18 protein-coding genes are annotated in these 20,213 nt (G+C 64.5%); 7 read left to right on the forward strand and 11 right to left on the reverse strand.

All coding sequences use genetic code 11. The features are described 5' to 3' along the window. Nucleotides 1-3 precede the first annotated feature (3 nt). The 3 genes from JQ635_RS29705 to JQ635_RS29715 form a co-directional block, all read right to left on the reverse strand. Nucleotides 4-1,308: an HlyC/CorC family transporter gene (locus tag JQ635_RS29705; RefSeq protein ID WP_211413359.1), complete on the reverse strand. Its 1,305-nt coding sequence runs from the start codon at nt 1,306-1,308 to the stop codon at nt 4-6. A gap of 81 nt (nt 1,309-1,389) precedes the next feature. Beyond that, entirely contained in the window at nt 1,390-2,538 is a 1,149-nt protein-coding gene (aroB, locus tag JQ635_RS29710) for a 3-dehydroquinate synthase (RefSeq protein WP_211413360.1), read from the reverse strand. After that, the gene (locus JQ635_RS29715; RefSeq protein ID WP_211413419.1) at nt 2,535-3,158 is read right to left on the reverse strand and encodes a shikimate kinase; all 624 of its coding nucleotides are present in this window, start codon (nt 3,156-3,158) and stop codon (nt 2,535-2,537) included. The genes aroB and JQ635_RS29715 overlap by 4 nt, the downstream gene beginning before the upstream one ends. 193 nt (nt 3,159-3,351) lie before the next feature. Between JQ635_RS29715 and JQ635_RS29720 the strand changes: the two genes are divergently transcribed. From JQ635_RS29720 to JQ635_RS29745, 6 genes are all read left to right on the forward strand, one after another. Beyond that, a complete protein-coding gene (locus tag JQ635_RS29720; RefSeq protein ID WP_018643497.1) occupies nt 3,352-3,498 on the forward strand; it encodes a hypothetical protein in 147 nt (48 codons plus the stop codon). Nucleotides 3,499-3,515: 17 nt separating this feature from the next. Then, complete coding sequence (gene xerD, locus JQ635_RS29725; protein WP_211413361.1) at nt 3,516-4,475, forward strand: site-specific tyrosine recombinase XerD; 960 nt, start codon at nt 3,516-3,518, stop codon at nt 4,473-4,475. Nucleotides 4,476-4,743: 268 nt separating this feature from the next. Continuing rightward, nucleotides 4,744-5,706, forward strand: a complete 963-nt coding sequence (locus JQ635_RS29730) for an acetyl-CoA carboxylase carboxyltransferase subunit alpha (protein ID WP_211413362.1) — start codon at nt 4,744-4,746, stop codon at nt 5,704-5,706. A gap of 488 nt (nt 5,707-6,194) precedes the next feature. Further along, nucleotides 6,195-7,721 (forward strand): L,D-transpeptidase family protein, encoded by a 1,527-nt coding sequence (locus JQ635_RS29735; protein WP_246583850.1) that lies wholly within the window; start codon nt 6,195-6,197, stop codon nt 7,719-7,721. A gap of 149 nt (nt 7,722-7,870) precedes the next feature. Continuing rightward, on the forward strand, nt 7,871-8,101 hold the full coding sequence (locus JQ635_RS29740; protein ID WP_211413364.1) for an AbrB/MazE/SpoVT family DNA-binding domain-containing protein: 231 nt from the start codon (nt 7,871-7,873) through the stop codon (nt 8,099-8,101). After that, entirely contained in the window at nt 8,098-8,502 is a 405-nt protein-coding gene (locus JQ635_RS29745) for a PIN domain-containing protein (protein WP_211413365.1), read from the forward strand. Before JQ635_RS29740 ends, JQ635_RS29745 begins: the two co-directional genes overlap by 4 nt. A gap of 27 nt (nt 8,503-8,529) precedes the next feature. On the opposite strand, the gene JQ635_RS29750 is transcribed toward JQ635_RS29745, so the two are convergent. The 7 genes from JQ635_RS29750 to JQ635_RS29780 all read right to left on the reverse strand — a co-directional run bounded on the left by JQ635_RS29750 (nt 8,530) and on the right by JQ635_RS29780 (nt 16,029). After that, nucleotides 8,530-9,225 (reverse strand): ABC transporter ATP-binding protein, encoded by a 696-nt coding sequence (locus tag JQ635_RS29750; protein WP_211413366.1) that lies wholly within the window; start codon nt 9,223-9,225, stop codon nt 8,530-8,532. Continuing rightward, a complete protein-coding gene (locus tag JQ635_RS29755) occupies nt 9,218-9,949 on the reverse strand; it encodes an ABC transporter ATP-binding protein (protein ID WP_211413367.1) in 732 nt (243 codons plus the stop codon). Before JQ635_RS29755 ends, JQ635_RS29750 begins: the two co-directional genes overlap by 8 nt. After that, complete coding sequence (locus JQ635_RS29760; protein WP_211413368.1) at nt 9,939-11,042, reverse strand: branched-chain amino acid ABC transporter permease; 1,104 nt, start codon at nt 11,040-11,042, stop codon at nt 9,939-9,941. Before JQ635_RS29760 ends, JQ635_RS29755 begins: the two co-directional genes overlap by 11 nt. A 6-nt stretch (nt 11,043-11,048) precedes the next feature. Continuing rightward, the gene (locus tag JQ635_RS29765) at nt 11,049-12,266 is read right to left on the reverse strand and encodes a substrate-binding protein (protein WP_211413369.1); all 1,218 of its coding nucleotides are present in this window, start codon (nt 12,264-12,266) and stop codon (nt 11,049-11,051) included. Between the two features lie 4 nt (nt 12,267-12,270). Next, nucleotides 12,271-13,128 carry a branched-chain amino acid ABC transporter permease gene (locus JQ635_RS29770; RefSeq protein WP_027577047.1) on the reverse strand — a complete coding sequence of 286 codons (858 nt, stop codon included), beginning with the start codon at nt 13,126-13,128 and terminating at the stop codon, nt 12,271-12,273. Between the two features lie 36 nt (nt 13,129-13,164). After that, the gene (locus JQ635_RS29775; RefSeq protein ID WP_211413370.1) at nt 13,165-14,679 is read right to left on the reverse strand and encodes an amidase; all 1,515 of its coding nucleotides are present in this window, start codon (nt 14,677-14,679) and stop codon (nt 13,165-13,167) included. A 165-nt stretch (nt 14,680-14,844) separates the two neighbouring features. Continuing rightward, nucleotides 14,845-16,029, reverse strand: coding sequence for a substrate-binding domain-containing protein (locus tag JQ635_RS29780; RefSeq protein ID WP_211413371.1), 1,185 nt, complete (start codon nt 16,027-16,029; stop codon nt 14,845-14,847). A gap of 179 nt (nt 16,030-16,208) precedes the next feature. Here JQ635_RS29780 and JQ635_RS29785 point away from each other — a divergent pair, with 179 nt between their 5' ends. Continuing rightward, the gene (locus tag JQ635_RS29785) at nt 16,209-16,652 is read left to right on the forward strand and encodes a MarR family winged helix-turn-helix transcriptional regulator (protein ID WP_018643508.1); all 444 of its coding nucleotides are present in this window, start codon (nt 16,209-16,211) and stop codon (nt 16,650-16,652) included. Nucleotides 16,653-17,056: 404 nt separating this feature from the next. Here the strand turns inward: JQ635_RS29785 and secA are convergent, their stop codons facing one another. Next, the gene (secA, locus tag JQ635_RS29790) at nt 17,057-19,897 is read right to left on the reverse strand and encodes a preprotein translocase subunit SecA (RefSeq protein WP_211413372.1); all 2,841 of its coding nucleotides are present in this window, start codon (nt 19,895-19,897) and stop codon (nt 17,057-17,059) included. Nucleotides 19,898-20,213 lie beyond the last annotated feature (316 nt).

Consider the following 20,213-nt stretch of genomic DNA (forward strand, 5'->3'; position numbering starts at 1 on the left):
TGGCTAGAACGACGTCCCGGCCCGTCTCGGCTTGGGTTCTTCCAACTCCGCCTCGCGCGGCACCGGTGAAATACGGAGCGCGGTGATGCGGTTGCGCTCGCGGCGAAGGACGCGGAAACGGAAGCCGTGGAAGGTGAAGCTCTGGCCGCGGTCCGGGATCGAGCGCGCCTCGTGAATGACGAGGCCTGCGACCGTGGTTGCCTCTTCATCGGGCAGATGCCAGTCCATGGCGCGGTTGAGATCGCGGATCGGCACCGAGCCGTCGACCACGACCGAGCCGTCCGGCTGGGCGCGCACGCCGGCGACCACGACGTCGTGCTCGTCGGAGATATCACCGACGATCTCCTCCAGAATGTCTTCCAGTGTCACAAGACCTTCAACTTCGCCGTACTCGTCGACGACGAGCGCGAAATGGGTCTTGCGGCGGCGGAACGCCTTGAGCTGCTCGGCGAGCGGCCGCATCTCCGGCACGAACCAGGGCGGCAGCGCGATGGTGGAGACGTCAATGCGCGAGGTGTCGCCGTCGGCGGCGCGGATCGCGCGCAACAGATCCTTGGCGTGAAGCACACCGATGATGTTCTCCGGCTTCTCGCGCCAGAGTGGAATGCGGGTGTATTCGGTCGCCAGCACCTCGCGCACCAGATCGTCCGGCGGCATGTCGGCATTGATCATCATCATCTCGGTGCGATGAATCATGACGTCGGAGACCTGGAGCTCGCGCAAATCGAGCAGGCCGCCGAGCATGTCGCGGTCCTGCTTCTCGACCTTGCCCTCGTGGTGCAAGAGGTCCACCGCACCGCGCAGGCGCTCGGTCGGCGACAGGATCGCCTGGTGCTCCCCGGCGAGGCCGAACAGGCGCATCAACAAGCGGACGATGACTTCGACGATCCTGAGCAGCGGCCCCAGGACGTACATCGTCAGCCGCATCGGGCGCGCGACCGCGAGCGCCATGCGGTCGGGCGCGTTGATCGCGATGGTTTTCGGCAGCACCTCGGCGAAGATCACGACCAGGGCGGTCATCACGCCGGTCGCATAGAGCACGCCGACATCGCCGAACCACGACGTGAAGATGCCGGTGGCGAGCGCGGATGCGCCGATATTGGCGATGTTGTTGCCGAGCAGCAGCGCGCCGATCAGGCGCTCGCGCATGTCGAGCAGCTGCGAGACCACGTCGGCGTCGCGGTTACCCTGCTTGGAGAGCCTGAGCATGCTGGCGCGCGAGGCGCCGGTCAGCGCGGTCTCGCTCGCGGCGAAGAACGCCGAGACCAGGAGGCAGAGGACGACGATGGTGAATCCGAGCCAGTCCATGCACCACTCGAGTTACTTTTGACGCGCTTTCCTGACGCGAACCGGCATCCACTTCGCTCAAAAACGCCTTGGCGCCGCGTATCAGGCCTTCTGCGCCAGCTTCTCTTTCAGGAAATCGCGCACCGGCGCCGGCTCGACGTCCTTCGCGATGACCGCGCGGCCGACGGCCTCCAGCAGGATGAAGGTGAGCTTGCCGCGCTTGACCTTCTTGTCCTGCGCCATCAGGGCCATCAGCGCGTCGGCGTCGGCAAGACCTTCCTGCGCGAATCCCGCGATATCCTGCAGGCGCGTCGGCAAGCCCGCCTCAATGAGATGGCGCTCGACGCGCGCTGCATCGGCTTCGCCGATCATGCCGAGTTTTGCCGAAAACTGCGCCGCCAGCGTCATGCCGATGGCGACGCCCTCGCCGTGGAACAGGCGGTCGGAGAAACCGGTCGCCGCTTCCAGCGCGTGACCGAAGGTGTGGCCGAGATTGAGCAGCGCGCGCTCGCCGGTCTCGCGCTCGTCGCGCGAGACAACGCCGGCCTTGGCGCGGCAGGAGGTCGCGATCGCATGCTCGCGCGCCGAGCCGCCCTTGAAGATGTCGGAATGGTTCTTTTCCAGCCAGCTGAAGAAGGCCTCGTCGCCGAGCACGCCGTATTTGGCGACCTCGGCATAGCCGGCGCGGAACTGGCGCGGCGACAGCGTGTCGAGCACGGCGGTGTCGGCGATGACAAGCACCGGCTGGTGGAAGGCGCCGAGCAGATTCTTGCCCTGCGGCGAATTGATGCCGGTCTTGCCGCCGACGCTGGAATCGACCTGCGCCAGCAGCGAGGTCGGCACCTGCACGAAATCGACGCCGCGGCGCAGGATTGCCGCGGCAAAGCCGGCGAGATCGCCGACCACGCCGCCGCCAAGCGCGATAACGAGATCGTTGCGCTCGATCTTCGCGGCGATCAGGGCTTCGCTGACCTTTTCGAGGCCGGAATAGGTTTTCGAGATCTCGCCTTCCTCGACCACGATGCGCGAGGTCGGGATGCCGACGGCAGCAAGGGATGCTTCGGTCGGCTCGAGCCAGTATTTGGCGACGGTACGATCCGTCACGATCGCCGTGCGGACGCCGGGGCGCAAGGCGGCGACGCGCTCCCCGAGCGAAGACAGCATGCCGCGGCCGATGACGATGTCATAGGCGCGATCGCCGAGCGCGACGTCGACGTTGATGGGATCGGAATGTTTCAACGGCGCAGTCATCGTCCGGCACTCGCAACATCAGCAGGTGGTGGGGCGGACTGCTCGCCGCAGAGATGGGCGTGCAGCGTCTCGATGCACTCCTCGACGATCTTGTCGTGCGGCACGTCACGCGAGGCGATGGTGAGGTCGGCCTTGCCGTAGACGGGCTCGCGCTCGGTGAGGAGGCGTGTCACGGTCCCTTCCGGATCGGCGGTCTGGAGCAGCGGGCGGTCGGCGCGGCGGCGGACGCGGCGCATGATGACGTCGTGGTCCGCCCTGAGCCAGATCGAGATCGCCTTGGCGGCGATGCGGGTCCGCGTCTCCTCGCGCATGAAGGCGCCGCCGCCGGTCGCCAGCACCACCGGGCCGCCCTCGAGCAGGCGCGCGATCACGCGGGCCTCGCCGTCACGGAAATGCTGCTCGCCGTGGCGCTCGAAGATTTCCGGTATGGTCATGCCGGCCGCCGCCTCGATCTCGGTATCAGCATCGACGAAGGGCAGCTTGAGTCTGATAGCCATGCGGCGACCGATGGTGGATTTGCCCACCCCCATCATGCCGACGAGCACGATCGAGCGCGCGCCCAGGGCCGACAGGATGTCGGCCTCAGGCGAAGCGGGAATCGGCAACGCGGCGTCGGACATAATCTCGCTCTGGATCTCGCTCGATTTGCCGCCAAAGGCGGCAGGTTTGGCCACCTATACGACCCCACAGGGGCCCTCGCCAGAGGACTCTTGCCACGAAACGGCGAACATGTTGGATGATTTCATTGGTTAATTTGGCTGCCAAGCCCACTATCAAGTCCAATATCAAGTCCCCTGCAGAGACCCCAGACCGATGCCCAGCCTGTTCCGCTTCCTGACGGTCGTCGCCGTGATCGCCGGCATCGTCTATGGCGTGATCTTCGCGCTGGCGAACTTCGTCAATCCGAAGCCGCGGGAAATGACGGTGACGATCCCGCCGGATAAGTTTCTCAAGAAATAGCAGCTAGGCTCCGGGGCATGCGCGCAAAGCCCTCCGATAGCAAGCTCACCGGCCTGTTCCTCGACATGCTCGCGGCGGAACAGGGCGCCGGCCCCAACACGCTCGATGCCTATCGCCGCGACCTCACCGATTTCTCGGAGTTTCTGGGCCGGGTCGGCCATAGTTTTGCGGACGCGGAGACGCAAGTCCTGCGCGACTACCTTGCCGATCTCGACACGCGCGGCTTCAAATCCACCAGCGTCGCGCGGCGGCTGTCGGCGATGCGGCATCTCTACCGCTTCCTGCTGAACGAGCGCATTCGCGGCGACGATCCCGCGGCGATACTATCAGGCCCGAAGCGCGGCCGCGGCCTGCCAAAGGTGCTGTCGATCGCGGATGTCGACCGCATGCTCCGCCGCGCCAAGGAATTGAGCGAGGCGGACGATGCCTCACCGTCGAAACGGCTGCGGGCTTTGCGGCTCTATTGCCTGCTCGAGGTGCTCTACGCCACCGGCCTGCGCGTCTCCGAGCTGGTGGCGCTGCCGCGCTCGGCGGCCAAGCGCGATGCGCGCATGATCGTGGTACGCGGCAAGGGCAACAAGGAGCGCCTGGTGCCGCTCAACGACGCCTCGCGGCAGGCGATGGCGGATTATCTCGGCGCGACGGAGGCCGCGAAGACAGAGAAGAAGAAAGACAGCCTCGCCACCTCGAAATGGCTGTTCCCTTCCTTCGGCGAGAGCGGACATCTGACGCGGCAGCACTTTGCCCGCGACCTCAAGGAGCTCGCGGTCGCCTCGGGCCTGCAGGCCCGGCTGGTCTCCCCGCACGTGCTGCGCCACGCCTTCGCCAGCCACCTGCTGCACAACGGCGCGGACCTGCGCATCGTGCAGACGCTGCTGGGCCACACCGACATCTCGACAACCCAGATCTACACCCATGTGGTCGAGGAGCGGCTGAAGAGCCTGGTGCGCGATCTGCACCCGCTGGCGGAGAAGTGAGGCCTCGTAGCCCGGATGAGCGAAGCGACATCCGGGATTGGTGGCTGAGGCACGACCAGCCCCGGATATCGCTTCGCTCATCCGGGCTACGGGCAACCCATGAAACCGCCTTGACTTCGGCCACATCTCCGCAGAAAGAGCCGGGGCCTCACGACTGATTTGGCTCCCGGCCACGAGCACACAAGCCAACTCGTTGAAGAAGCTACACTTCTTTCCGCGACCCCAACCTCGCTTCGCTTCTTTCGCCCCGTCCCCCTATACTGAGTTGATGCAAGACCAGATGCGCAGCTATCTCGACTTCGAAAAGCCCGTCGCCGAGCTCGACTCCAAGGTCGACGAATTGCGCGCGCTCGCCGCCACCGGCACCGACATCAGCGACGAGGTCGGCCGGATCGAGGACAAGGCGGCGCAGGCGCTGGCGGACCTCTATACGAACCTGACGCCGTGGCAGAAGACGCTGGTCGCGCGGCATCCGCAGCGGCCGCATTTCAACGACTTCATCAAGGGGCTGATCACCGAATTCACCCCGCTCGCCGGCGACCGCAAGTTCGGCGAGGACGAGGCGCTGGTCGCCGGCTTCGGCCGCTTCCGCGGCGAGCCGATCTGCGTGATGGGCCAGGAGAAGGGCGATTCCACCGAGAGCCGCATCCGGCACAATTTCGGCATGGCGCGGCCTGAAGGCTATCGCAAATGCGTGCGATTGATGGAGATGGCCGAGCGGTTCGGCCTGCCGGTGCTGTCGCTCGCCGATTCCGCCGGCGCCTATCCCGGCATCGGCGCCGAGGAGCGCGGCCAGGCCGAAGCGATCGCGCGCTCGACCGATGCCTGCATGGCGCTGACCGTGCCGAACGTCGCCATCATCACCGGCGAGGGCATGTCGGGCGGAGCCATCGCCATCACCACCGCCAACAAGGTGCTGATGCTGGAGCACGCGATCTACAGTGTGATCTCGCCGGAGGCGGCGTCCTCCATCCTCTGGCGCGACGGCACCAAGGCGCAGGAAGCCGCCAACAACATGAAGATCACCGCCCAGGACATGCTCCGCTTCGGGGTGATCGACCAGATCCTGAAAGAGCCGGTCGGCGGCGCCCACCGCGATCCCGCCGCCATGATCGCCACCACCGGCGATGCCATCGCCAAGGCCTTTGACGAGCTCCGAGGCATGGACGGCGACGCCATCCGCAAGCAGCGGCGGCAGAAATTCCTCGATATCGGCCGGAAACTGGGCTGATTCGGGCCGATTCCGGTGCCGTAGGGTGGGTTAGCCGAAGGCGTAACCCACCACTGCCCGTCCCCGCGGAACCAAAAGAGGTGGGTTACGCTGCGCTAACCCACCCTACGAAGCGCCCCCGGTAACCCCGCGTTAACCCTTTTTTTGCCCAAATCGGCGATCTCAGTGACGGTTTGGCCGCAAGGCCCAAGTTCCGGCCCAGTTTCAAGTTACGCCAGTTTAAGTCTCTGTTGACCACACCTTTGGGCCAACGCCCTCGTGATCCCCGCTCGGGTTGCGACCACATGACCCAGAGGTTAGAATTTTAATCAATGGCTTCAGGGCATAAGCGCTGGAGCGTGGTCTGAACGAGCCCGCCGCGGCGGGTGGTTTTCCGGTCGGATCATGCGCCAAAAGAATTGGGGTTCGCGCTCCTTGCCCGGCACGGTGTGGGGTCCATCTTGATTTCTCGTTCGCTTGCTCGCGCGCTCTTGGCTTCGGTTGCGCTGATGACGGCCAGCGTCCTGCTGGCCGGCTGCGACACCGACCAGGTCTCGCTCGCGACCAACGCCAAGGCCAACCAGCCGGTGCCGCCAAAGCTTCTCGCCGCGATGGTCGAGAAGGACATGGATCTGCAATCGCCGATCCTGGTGCGCCTGTTCAAGCAGGAGGCCGAGCTCGAGGTCTGGAAGCAGACCCGCAACGGCCAGTTCGCGCTGCTCAAGACCTATCCGATCTGCCGCTGGTCCGGTGACCTCGGCCCCAAGGTGCGCGAAGGCGACCGCCAGGCGCCGGAAGGATTCTACTCGATCAATCCGAGCCAGATGAATCCGCAATCGGCGTACTACCTGTCGTTCAACACGGGTTACCCGAACGCGTTCGACAAGGCGCTGGGCCGCACCGGCTCGCAGCTGATGGTGCACGGCGACTGCTCCTCGCGCGGCTGCTACGCGATGACGGACGAGCAGATCGCGGAGATCTATTCGCTGGGCCGCGAATCCTTCTTCGGCGGCCAGAAGGCGTTCCAGCTGCAGGCCTATCCGTTCAAGATGACGCCGGTGAACATGGCCAAGCACCGGAACAATCCGAACATGGCCTTCTGGAAGATGATCAAGGAAGGCTACGATCATTTCGAGGTGACGCGGCAGGAGCCGAAGGTCGATTTCTGCGAGAAGAAGTACGTCTTCGACGCCACGAAGCCGGCCGACGCCAAGCGCGATCCGGTGTTCGACGCCTCGGCAAAATGCCCGGCCTATGTGATCCCCGAGGACGTCGCCAGCGCCGTGCGCGAGAGGCAGTCGCGCGACGAAGCCGAATACGCCAAGCTGGTCGCCAAGGGCACCCCGGTGGCGCGTATGAACACCGGCATCGACGGCGGCATGAACAAGATCTTCGCCGCCAAGATTCCGGAAGGCTCGACGGGCCTGTCGGAAGGCGCCGAAGGCACCACGCTGCAGATGCTGGCGATGGCGAAGGCGCCGGGCACGATCCCCGGACACGTCAATCCGCCGAAGCCGAATCTCGACGCGGTCGCGACCGCGCCTGCGCCGCAGGAAGAGCCGGTCGTCGCCGTTAGCGCGCCCGCGACCAACACGCGCGTCGCCGCAGCTCAGCCCGCCGAGAAATCGCAAGGCGGCGGCTTCTTCTCCAACCTCGGCCGCAAGATGGGCCTCGGCACCGCCGACACCACGGCGACGACCACGCCTCCGCCGCCGCAGGCCACCGCGTCTGTCGCTCCGGCCGCTGCCTCCACGACGCCGCCGACCGCGGCATCGCGGCTGAAAGCCGCGGTGACGCGCTTCGTGCCAGGGCATGACAAGTCCAAGGACGCCGCGAAGGACACGCCGAAGCCGGCAGTGGCCGCCGCCAAGCCGGCAGAACCGCCGAAGCCGCAGCCCGACACGCGCCTCGCCCAGACCCGCCCCGCGCTGAAGCCGTCGGTGAACGACGGTGCAGGTGACAGCGGGCAGATGGCGGGGGCCGCGCCGGTGGTGTCGTCGAACTCGTTCGACAGCCGCTTTGGGGCGATGAAGTAGCGGGCTACGTTCTCCGCCAGGCGTCCGGTTCCTTTCAGGATAGGTCGGAGTAGGAATGTCCGCGCGCCCGCAAGCGCTCCGGATCACTTGTCTCGAATAATATCCTGCCTATGATATACGTCTCCAGGCTGGATATCATGGAGGCAAGCATGCTGGTTTCCAAATGGGGTAACAGCCTCGCGGTCCGGTTGCCCAAGGCGCTCGTCGAGGCCCTCAATCTCTCACCCGGCGACGAGCTCAACGTTGTCGATGCCTCGAAGGGCCAGATCGCGGTGGAAAAGGTCGACAAGCGGGCCGAGTTTCTCAAGCAAGTCGAGCAGTTCCGGTTTCCCCTGCCCGAGGGCTATAAGTTCGACCGCGACGAAGCCAACGAGCGGTGAGCGCGTTCTTCGACAGCAATATCCTGATTTATGCCTACTCGACCGACATCCGGCGGGACCGCGCGCTGAACACGATTGCCAGCGGCGGCGTCATCAGCACACAGGTGCTGAACGAGTTCACCAACGTGCTGCGCAAGAAACAGAAACAGGACTGGTCGATCATCGAGGCCGCCGTGCGCTCGATTCGTTTCCGCTTCCCCGACATCGTGCCACTCACAGCCGACACGCACGCTGCAGCGCTCACGCTCGCCCGTGATCACAACCTCGCATTCTATGACGCGTTGATCGTCGCTACCGCGATCGAGGCAGGCTGCGACTCACTTTACAGCGAAGACATGCAGCACGGCCGCAGCATCGGCGGGCTCACGATCATCAATCCGTTTCTTGCGAGCGCCCCCTGAGCAAAGCGAGCGGTCTGACAACTGCCCCTACGGCGCCAGATACCGCATCAGCTCCGGATTGCCCCTCACCTCGCCTGCCTGCCCCTGCAACGCGACCCTGCCGCGGTCCAGCACATAGGCGTAGTCGGCAACGCGCAGCGCCAAATCGAGATGCTGCTCGACGATGATGACGGCGATCTCTTTCGCGAGCTCGATCAGGCGCTCGGTGATCTCCTCGATGACGCCGATCCAGACGCCCTCCGTCGGCTCGTCCAGCAGCAGCAGTTTTGGATCCCCTAACATGGCGCGACCGATGGCGAGCATCTTGCGCTCGCCGCCGGAGAGCGTGCCGGCGGGCTGGTCGAGGCGCTGGCCGAGTTTCGGGAAGATGGTCAGCACGCGGTCGACGGCAGAGGTGTCCTTGCTCGCGAGCGAGCCGACGGCAAGATTGTCGCGCACCGACAGGCGCGCGAACACCGAATGCTCCTGCGGGACGTAGCCGATGCCGGCGCGGACGCGCTCCTGGGTGGCGCGGCGGCTGATGTCGCGGCCATCGAAGGCGACCTCGCCCTTCCACGCCGGCAGCTCGCCGACGATGGTCTTCATCAGCGTGGTCTTGCCGGCGCCGTTGCGCCCGAGCACCGCGACGCCGCCGCGCCAGGGGATGCCGAGCGTGACGTCGAACAGGACCTGGCTGCGGCCATAGCCGGCGTCGAGATGCTTGATGTCCAAAAATTCAGGCACGGCGCAGATAAATCTCCTGGACGGATTTGTTGGCCTGGATCTCGGACACCGTGCCTGAGGCCAGCACCTTGCCCTGGTCGAGCACAGTCAGGCGGTCGCAAATGTCGCGGATGAAATCGAGGTCGTGCTCGACGATGACCAGCGAGCAGTGTTTCTTGATCGGCTGCAGCAATTCGCCGGTGACGCGGCGCTCCTCCAGGCTCATGCCGCCGGTCGGCTCGTCGAGCAAAAGCAATTTCGGCTTGCCGGCGAGCGCCATGGCGATCTCCAGCCATTGCTGCTGGCCGTGCGACAACGCGGCCGCGGCATCGAAGGCGCGGTCGGCGAGACGGAACAGCGTCAGCATGGTCATGACCTGGTCGTGCAGCGCACCGCGCGTGCGCGAGAACACGAGGTCGAACAGCGAGGACTGCGCCTGCAGCGCCAGCAGGATGTTGTCGTAGAGCGTCAGCGTCGGCAGCACGCTGGTGATCTGGAACTTCAGGCTCATGCCGGCCCGGGCCCGCTCGGTCGGCGTGAACGCGGTGATGTCGGTGTTGACGAAGGAGACTTTTCCTTGTGTCGGCACTTCGGCACCGGCGATGCACTTCATCAGCGTGCTCTTGCCGGAGCCGTTCGGGCCGATCAGGCCGTGAAACTCGTTCTCGCCGACGGTGAGCGCGGCACCATCGAGGGCAGTGAGCTTGCCGAAGACTTTCTTGATCCCTGCGGCCTCAAGGAGCATTGCGCTTCTCCTTGACGTTTTCCTTGACCCTGGCGCCAAAGCTTCCGACCCGCTCGCGCTCGCCCAGCACAAAGCTGATCAGGCCAAGCGGCCGGAACAGGATCACGAGCAGCAGCAGCAGGCCCAGAATGATCGGCCAGATGTCGCGGTAATTGTCCGACAGCCAGAAGCTGACGCCCTCGACGATCACGGTGCCGATGACCGCGCCGATCAACGTGCCGGAGCCGCCGAACAGGACGTAGAGCACGACCTGCGTCGAGACCACGACGCCGACCATGTTGGGCCAGACGAAGCCTTCGTGGAAGGCATAGAGGCTTCCGGCGAGCCCTGCGATGGCGCCGCCGATGGCGAAGATGATCGCTTTCAGATGTTGCGCCTTGTAGCCGAAGAAGGCGATGCGCTGCTCGTTCTCGCGCAGGCCGGCGAGCGCAAGCCCGAACTGCGAGCGCACCAGGAAGCGGCAGAGCAGATAGACGGCGATGAGAATGCCGAGCACGAGATAGTAGAAGGCCGGACCTTCCGAGAATTCGTAACCGCCGAGCGTCATTGGCGCGATCGAGGGAATGCCGTTCTGGCCGCCGAGATAGTACCAGCCGCGCGCGAGGCGATCGGCGGCGTAGGAGCCGGTGAGCGTGCCCAGCGACACGAAGATCACGCTGGAGGGATGCCGGCCCAGCAACAGGAAGCCGCCGAGCAGGAGCGCGAAGGTGAGGCCGATCAGCGTGCCCGCGGGTAGCACCAGGAAGATGTTGGTGATGTCGAGGTCGCGCGCGAGCAGCGCCACGCCATAGCCGGCCGAACCGAAGAACAGGGCCTGGCCGAAGCTCATGATGCCGGCATAGCCCCAGACCAGGTCGAACGACAGCGCGAACAGCGCGAGGATGATCACGCGCGTCGCGAACACCGTGAGATAGTCCTGCAGCACCAGCGGCGCGAGCAGCGCCGCGACCAGCACGACGCCCTCCACGATCGGCAGGACTTTTCGTCCCGCGGCAGCTTTAGCCGCCGTTCCACCGCCAGCCACCGCGGCATCCACGTCCCCGCCGATCTCGGCGGGGATCGCCTGCTTCACTGCGCCCATCGCTTTCGGCATTCTACGTCAGCATTCCTTGGGATCGACGAGACCGTTGCTGCGGGCGACGATTTCGTAGTTCCCGCCCTTGGCGACCGCGGTGTACATCTTCATCTTGCAGTGCCGCTTGCCCGGGACCATTTCGGCCGGTCCACCCGGACCTTCGGCGATCTTGGCATGGTCGAGGGTGGCGGCGACCGATTCACGGTCGATCTTGCCGGCTTCCTTCACGGCGGCTTCCCACAGCTTCAGGCCGCGATAGGTGCCGGTGGCGGCGCTGCCGGCTGCGAACAGGAAGTTGCCCGGGAAATCCTTTTCGTAGGCCGCCTGGATTTTTGCGTCGAACGGGCTCTCCTTGGTCAGCACCTTGAAATAATCGAGGCAGCTTGCGAGGCCTTCGATTTCGGCGGCCTGATTGATGTTGAGCGTGTTCTCGTCGTAGTAGACGCAGGCGAGGCGCCCGCCGTTCTTGAGGAAGCCCGCTTCATAGAGCTGCTTGAAGAACGGGCCGACACCGGGCGGAATGACGGTGTTGAAGACAACGTCGACCTTGTTGGAGATGATGCGGTTGACGGTCGCGGAGAAGTCGACCTGGTCGAGCGGATAGTATTCCTCGAACACGACCTCGCCGCCGTTGGACTCAATCACCTTGCGGGCATAGACGTTGAGCGTGTGCGGCCAGACATAGTTGGCGCTCGGCAGCGCGAACTTCTTGCCGCCGTTCTTGATCAGCCAGGGGATGAACTCGTCGCATTGCTGCGCCGGCGTCGGGCCGGTGCAGAACAGATAGGGCGTGCACTCCTTGCCCTCGTAGAGCTGCGGATAGATGTAGAGCGTCTTGCCGCGCGCCACGATCGGATCCTTGATCGCGTTGCGCATCGAGGAGGTGATGCCGCCCAGCACCATGTCGACCTTGTCGCGCTGAATCAGCTTTCGCACGTTGCCCACCGCAACGGATTCGTTGGAGGCGGTGTCCTCGATGTAGAGCTCGAGCGGACGGCCGAGCAGTCCGCCGGAATTGTTGATCTCCTTGATCACCATCTTGGCGACATTGGCGTCGGCATTGCCGGCATAGGCGATCGGGCCGGTGAGGTCGGTGGCGATGCCGACCTTGATCGGGCCTTCCGCCGCGTTGGCCCAGTCGGCCGGGATCACCCAGCTGCCGACGCCGGTCGCAACCGCGCCGGTGGTGAAGGCGAAATTGGAGAGGAAACGGCGGCGTGTGAGCTGAGTGCGATCAAACATGTGGCTAAACCCCTTTTCCAGCGATGAGGCCCTGCGGGCGGAATTTGATGAAGACAATGGCGAGCACGAAGACGAGGACGTCGGCGACGACGGGCGCCATCACCCATGGCAGTGCGGCACTCAGCGTGCCGATGACGCCTGCGCCCGCGACCGGTCCGATGAAGGAACCGACGCCGCCGACCATGACCGCGACAAAGCCCTGGATCAGGAAGCGCAGGCCGAGATCGGCAAACAGGCTGAACACCGGCACGATCAGAGCGCCGGCAAGGCCGGCGAGCGCGGCACCGAACGCGAAGGTGGCGCCGTAGATCAGCGGCGTGGAGATGCCGGAGGCACGCGCCAGCGACGGGTTCTCCAGCGTGGCGCGGACGCGCAAACCAAAACTCGTGCGCGACAGCAGCAAATAGCAGCCGCCCATCACCAGCAGCGTGATGACGATGATGGTGAAGCGCCAGGCCGAGATGTGCATGGCGCCGATATCGATCGAGCCGCCGATCGGCTCGGGCACGGTGAGATAGAAGCCGCCGATCAGGCCGCGCACGGATTCGCGGATGATGAGGCCGAGCGCATAGGTGCCGAGCATGGCGACGATGGGCGCGGCATAGAAGCGGCGGATGATCAGCGCCTCCAGTACGAAGCCGAGCGCGCCGACCACGAAGGGTGCCGCGACCATGCCCGCCCAGATCGGCAGGCCCTTGGCGTAGGCGAGATAGGTGATGTAGGCCCCGAGCAGGACGAACTCGCCTTGCGCGAAGTTGAAGATGCCCATCATGCTGGCGATGATCCCGAGCCCCAGCACGATCAGGACGATGATCGCGCCGAAGCTCAGGATCTCGAACGCCGCGACGAACGCGTTAGCCATGCGTTGGTCGTCCGCTTATCTGCATCACTATCTCGCTCACATCTTCTTCCAGTCGCCGATCTGCTCGAAGGCATGGGCGGCGCGGTAGATGGTGGATTCCTCGAACATGCGGCCGACCAGCATCAGGCCGACCGGCAGGCCGTCGACCATGCCGCAGGGCAGCGACATCGCGGGGTGATGGGTGATGTCGAACGGCGCGGTGTTGCCGATCATCTCGAGCGCGCGCGCGACGTATTCCTCGCGGCTGGCATTGGGCTCCGGCAGCTTGGTCGCCTTCATCGGCGTGGTCGGCAGCAAGAGCAGATCGTAATCCCCGAACGCCTTGTCGTAGGCCGCGGTCAGCCTGCGGGAGATATTGAGCGCCTTGCCGTAGAAGCGTGGACCGAAATTGTTGTTGATGTAGGTGCCCAGCATCATGAACAGCTTGGTGGTCTCGGACAGCGAGTCGGCCTGCCGGCGCCAGCCGCGATGAAAATCCATCAGCGAGGTCGAATAGAGATCGCCGCGGCTGAGACCGTAGCCGTCGCCGAACATCATGGTCTGGGTCAGGCCTTCGGTGCCGATCGGGGTCCAGATCGCGCCGCCCAGGAGGTGCATCGGGATCGAGACGGTCTCGACGGTGGCGCCCAGATCCTTGAAGCGCTTTGCGGCCTCGCGCACGCTTTCATTCACCGCAGCCTCGGCGACCGGCTGCTCAAAACCTTCCTTGAGGATGCCGATCTTCATGCCCTTGACGCCCTGGCCGAGCGCCTTGGTGTATTCATCGACCTTCGGGGCCTTGATGCGCGGATCGTAGCCGTCGTCGCCGGCGAGCACTTCAAGCAGCAGCGCGTTGTCGGCGACCGTCGCGGTCATCGGACCGGTATGGTCGACATAGATCTCGATCGGCATGATGCCGGTATAGGGCACGAGGCCCCAGGTCGGCTTCATGCCGTAAATGCCGCAGAACGAGGACGGCATACGGATCGAACCGCCCTGATCGCCGCCGATCGCCATGTCGACCTCGCCGAGCGCGACCACGACACCCGAGCCCGACGACGAGCCGCCGGCCGAGTATCCCATCTTGTGCGGATTATGCACGGGCCCGTAGGAGCCGGTGTGGCTGCCCCCGGACAGGCAGAAATGCTCGCAATGCACCTTGCCCTTGATCTCGGCACCGGCATCCAGCATGCGCGTGACGATGGTAGCGTCGAAATCGGGCACAAAGCCTTCCAGCGTCGATGAACCGTTGGTCATGGGCACGCCGGCCAGCATAATGTTGTCTTTCAGCGCAACGGTCTTGCCCTTGAGCTTGCCGCTGGCAGCGCCCTTCACGGTCGACTTGCGATACCAGGCATTGCGCGGGTTCTCTTCGGCCGAGGGCCGATAGCCCGGCGTGCGCGGATATTTCACTTCCGGAATCTCGTCCGGCATCGTGGCAACGAGATTGTAGGCTTCGATCGAGCCCTGCATCAGGCCGCGGAACGAGGCGACGTCGTCGTCGGTGAGCGAAAGGCCGCATTGCTCTGCGACACTGCGAAGTTGGGCGGGCGTGGGAAGGACAACTGTCACGGCGCTCTCCTCTGAGGCTTCTTGATCCCTGGCTTTGGACGGAAGCCGCTCGCTCGCGCCTGCACGGCGCGGGCCAACCGGCTTCGCCTCGATATTACAGACGGAAATATTTTCCTTTTCAAGTATTATTTCGCAAGTCCACTGAACCGCATCAGCAGGTGCCGCTCAGAGCGTCTTGATGATCCTGAAGTCGAGACCGTCGGCTTCGGCGAGATACATCGGCATCTCGGCGCGGCCGTCGCGAAGCGTCACGGGGCCGCGGCCCGCCGTATAGACGGTGTTGCGCGCAGCCTTGAGCAGCGGACGAAAGGCCAGCGAGCCGGCGCGGTTGGCGACGGATTCCAGGAAGCGCAGCCCCTCATAGTTCGACTGACCGACGGAGCCGACCGGCGGCGCGTTGGCACCGAACATGGAATGATAGGCACTGAGGAACTCGTCATTGGCGCGCGAGGCCATGCCGTTGAAATAGCCGGAGGCGCAGAACAAATTCTCGGTGTTGTCGGCGCCGATGCCGAGCAGCACGGTCTCGTCCATCGCGCCCGCAAGCCGCAGCGTCGAGGTGGCAAGTCCCGCCTCCGCAAAGGCACGGTTGAAGGTGATGCTGTCGGTGCCGATCAGCGAGATCAGCACGACATCAGGCTTGGCGGCGCGGATGCGCGCCAGATGCGGCTCGTGATTGTCCTCGCCGACGGGCACGAACTCCTCGCCGACCACCTGGCCGCCGGCCTCCTTGATGTAGCGCTTCACCGAACGATGCGACTGCCAGGGCCAGACATAGTCGCTGCCGATCAGGTACCAGCGCGCGGCCTTCTTGACGTCGGCCAGCCAGTGGATGGCGGGGCGGCTCTGCCAGCGCGGCGTCTCGCCGATCGCCATCACGCCCGGCGTGCGCTCGCCACCCTCATAGACCGGCGTGTAGATGTAGGGGATGCGGTTGCCGGTGACCTTGCGCAGCGCGACGCGGACGGCGCTGATATGCGAGCCCATGATGAGATCGACCTCGTCGAAGGCGATCGCCTGCTCGGCGCGGCACACCACCTCGTCGATCGGTCCGCCGGAATCGTAGATCGACAGCTCGAGTTCGCGACCCAGAATGCCGCCGCGCTTGTTGATCTCGGCGACCGCCAGCATCGCGCTGTTGGTGGAGGTCGGGCCCCAGATTCCGGGCGAACCGGTGAAGGTGAGGAAATTGCCGATGCGCAGCTTGTTGCGCGCGCCGCGGCGCTTCATGAAATGCGCATCGACCGGAGACAGGTCGAAGTCAGCCGCCGCCGACGACAGATTCCTGAACAGCAGGGACGGCGGCAACGCCGGACCGCCGTGAGCCGGGAAGTTTACCGTCGCGCGCACGCCAACTCCTGTCTGGCTCCAGACCTGAAAGCACATTGAGCAGGCGGCCGCGGCTTCCGCCCTTTTGTTGGGCAATGATCCTATTTTGAAAATATTGAATATTCAAGAATTGAAGTGCATATAGATGCAGCATTGATTGCAAGACATTCACTCATTTGGGTCAAGACGAAGTCTTAGCCGTGGCAAAACCGTCGAAAGAAAATACCCCGATCACCGAACATCTCGCTTACCTGCTCGCGCAAGCCAACCGGGAGATCAACCGGCAGCTGGAACTGCGCTTGAGCAAGGAAGGCGTTCCGGTCGAGCAATGGCGCATCCTGAAAGTGCTGTCGGATGGCAACGGCCATTCGATGGGCGAGCTTGCGGACGCGGTGCTGCTCAACCATCCGACGCTGACCAAGATGATCGACCGCATGGTCTCCGACACGCTGGTCTATCGCGTGCAGGACCCGAACGATCGCCGCAAGGTTTTGATGTTCATCTCCGACCGCGGCAAGGTGCTGTGCAAGAAGCTCAACTCGCTCGCGGTGGACCAGGAGGAGCACATCCTGGAGAGCTACGGCGACAAGTCGACGAGCGAGCTCAAGCGGCTGCTGGAGAGCTTGATCGACAGCTCGAATTGAGGCGCGGGTTTTCAATTCCAGCGTCGTCCTGGACAAGCGAAGGTCGCGACTACGCGCAGCGTTGTCGCGAGCGGAGCGCAGATCCAGGACCCATTACCACGGCATTTGGTTTGACGAAGAACTCGCGGTCGCCAGCTTCACGCGACAACTTCGCCTTGGGCTAATGGGTCCTGGCTTTCGCCAGGACGACGACGGAGTGAGCTGCGAGATAGCCCACCCAACCAACGGTGTCGTCCCGGCGAAGGCCGGGACCCATAACCACAGGATTGGGTTTGGCGAAGACTGCGAGTTGGGCTTCTTCGCGTGGTACTAAGACCGCACGCTATCGATAGATTCCGCGGTATGGGTCCCGGCCTTCGCCGGGACGACAGCGCAACGCGCGCAGCGCCGTCGCGCCTCACACCTTACGCATACCGCCCGTGGCAGTGCTTGTACTTCTTGCCTGAGCCGCACGGGCAGTCCTCGTTGCGGCCGACCTTGCCCCAGCTGGCGGGGTTCTTGGGATCGCGCAGCGCGGCGTCAGTGGCCTGGGCGCCGAGCGTGACGCTGGCGAGCGCCATTTCGTCCTCGCCGGTGTTCGGATCGAACTTGTGCGCTTCCATCGCCGGCAGGATGGGAGCTTCCTGCTCCGGCGGGACGATCTCGACCCGCATCAGCTGCGCGGTGACGGCCTCGCGCAGATGCGCGCTCATCTCCTGGAAGAGGTTGAAGGCCTCGGTCTTGTACTCCTGCAACGGATCGCGCTGGCCGTAGCCGCGGAGGCCAATGACCTGGCGCAGATGGTCGAGCATGATCAGGTGCTCGCGCCAGAGATGGTCGAGCGTCTGCAGCAGGATGGTCTTCTCGACGTAGCGCATCACGTCGGGACCCCATTGCCCGACCTTGGCCGCCATGTGCTCGTCGGCCTTGGTCTCGATGCGCGTGAGCAGCTCCTCGTCGGCGATGCCCTCTTCCTTGGCCCAGTCGTCGACCGGCAGGTCGAGGTCGAGCACGCGCTTCAATTCGTCCTTCAGCCCGGCGACGTCCCACTGCTCGGCATAGGCATGCTCGGGCACGTGCTTGGCGACGAGGTCGTCGATGAAGGCGTGGCGCATGTCGGTGACGGTCTCGGCGACGCTGTCGTCCTTCATCAGGTCGACGCGCTGGTCGAAGATCACCTTGCGCTGATCGTTCTGGACGTTGTCGAACTTGAGCAGGTTCTTGCGGATGTCGAAGTTGCGGGCTTCGACCTTCTGCTGCGCCTTTTCGAGCGCCTTGTTGATCCAGGGATGGATGATCGCCTCGCCCTCCTGCAGGCCGAGACGCTGGAGCATGCTGTCGAGCCGATCCGAGCCGAAGATGCGCATCAGATCGTCTTCCAGCGACAGGAAGAACTTTGAGCGGCCGGGGTCGCCCTGACGGCCGGAACGGCCGCGCAGCTGGTTGTCGATGCGGCGGGATTCGTGGCGCTCGGAGCCGATGATGTAGAGGCCGCCGGGCTTCTTCACGGTCTTGGCGGGCTTGCTGCCCTTCGCCGGCTCGATCTCGACGGTCTCCTCCGCCTTCAGCACGATGTCGCGGAAATGCGCGATGTCGGCCTTGATCTGCTCGATCTTCGTCGCCTTGTCGGCCTCGTCAGTGATGCCAGCGGTCTCCTGCTGGAGACGCATCTCCAGCGAGCCGCCGAGCTTGATGTCGGTGCCGCGGCCGGCCATGTTGGTCGCGATCGTGATCGCGCCGGGCACGCCGGCTTCGGCGACGATATAGGCTTCCTGCTCGTGGAAGCGCGCGTTCAGCACTGCGAACAGCTTCGACGGCTTGCCGGCGCGGGCGGCGGCATAGAGCTTGTCGAGCGCGTTCTCCTTGCCGAAATCGATCTGCTTGTAGCCGTTCTGCTTGAGGAACTCGGCGAGCACTTCCGACTTCTCGATCGAGGCGGTGCCGACCAGCACCGGCTGCAGCCGCGCGTTGGCGCGCTCGATCTCGGCGAGGATCGCCTGGTATTTTTCCTTCTGTGTGCGGTAGACCTCGTCGTCCTCGTCGAGGCGCGCGATCGACAAATTGGTCGGGATCTCCACGACCTCGAGCTTGTAGATGTCGAACAGCTCGTCCGCTTCGGTCGCGGCCGTACCGGTCATGCCCGCCAGCTTCTCGTACATGCGGAAGTAGTTCTGGAAGGTGATCGAGGCCAGCGTCTGGTTCTCGGGCTGGACCTGGACGTGCTCCTTGGCCTCCAGCGCCTGGTGCAGGCCTTCCGAATAGCGTCGGCCCGGCATCATGCGGCCGGTGAACTCGTCGATGATGACGACCTCGTCGTCGCGGACGATGTAGTCCTTGTCGCGCGTGAACAGCGTGTGCGCGCGCAGCGCCTGGTTGATGTGGTGCACGACGGAGACGTTCTCGACGTCGTAGAGCGACTCGCCCTTGAGCTGGCCGGCATCGCGCAGCAGGGTCTCGATCTTCTCCATGCCGGCTTCGGTCAGCGTCACCGTGCGCTGCTTCTCATCGACCTCGAAATCGGTCTTGTCGAGCTTGGGCAGGAAGCCGTCGATGGTGTTGTAGAAGTCCGAGCGGTCGTCGAGCGGGCCGGAGATGATCAGCGGCGTGCGCGCTTCGTCGATCAGGATCGAGTCGACCTCGTCGACGATGGCGAAGAAGTGCGGCCGCTGGACCATGTCCTCGAGCCGGTACTTCATGTTGTCGCGCAGATAATCGAAACCGTATTCGTTGTTGGTGCCGTAGGTGATGTCGCAGGCATAGGCCGCCTTGCGCTCGGCATCGTCGAGCCCGTGCACGATCACGCCCGTGGTCATGCCGAGGAAGCCGTAGATCTGGCCCATCCAGCCGGAGTCGCGGCGGGCGAGGTAGTCGTTGACGGTGACGACGTGGACGCCCTTGCCGGCGAGCGCGTTGAGGTAGACCGCCAGCGTTGCGACCAGCGTCTTGCCTTCGCCGGTCTTCATCTCGGCGATGTCGCCCTCGTGCAGCACCATGCCGCCGATCAGCTGGACGTCGAAATGACGCTGGCCGAGCGTGCGCTTGGCGGCCTCGCGCACCGTGGCGAAGGCGGGCACCAGGAGATCGTCCAGGGTCTTGCCCTCGGCGAGCTGCTTCCTGAAGTCGGCGGTGCGGGCCTTAAGCTCGTCGTCGGAGAGCTTGATGAGCTCGGGCTCCAGCGCGTTGATCGCGTTGACGCGGGATTGGTATCCCTTCACCCGCCGGTCGTTGGCGGAGCCGAAAAACTTGCGGGCGAGCGCGCCGATCATGCCTAGTTCCTGTGTTCGCGATTCAACCGCGTTGCAGCCAAGAAGTTGTCACCCGCCTGCCTATCAACTCACCGTGACGCCTGATGGCATCAGAGCCCGGACTGCGGGGATCATCCGCCATATGGGTGGGAATTGGGCAAGTCTGGGTTCAACGGCCAAAAACGCAGCAAAATAAACGCCATCGCCATGGACGCGACCGGGCAGAGATATGGCCCGGTCATGGCCTTGTCAACGGCGGCCGCCCTGCCGCTAATTCATCATTTTGACAGACTTTTCGCGTTGCCAAGCCCCCCTGATTGGGCGAGTGTCCGCCCCG

Origin of the sequence: Bradyrhizobium iriomotense, assembly GCF_018130765.1 — a bacterium.
Lineage (GTDB): Bacteria > Pseudomonadota > Alphaproteobacteria > Rhizobiales > Xanthobacteraceae > Bradyrhizobium > Bradyrhizobium iriomotense_A.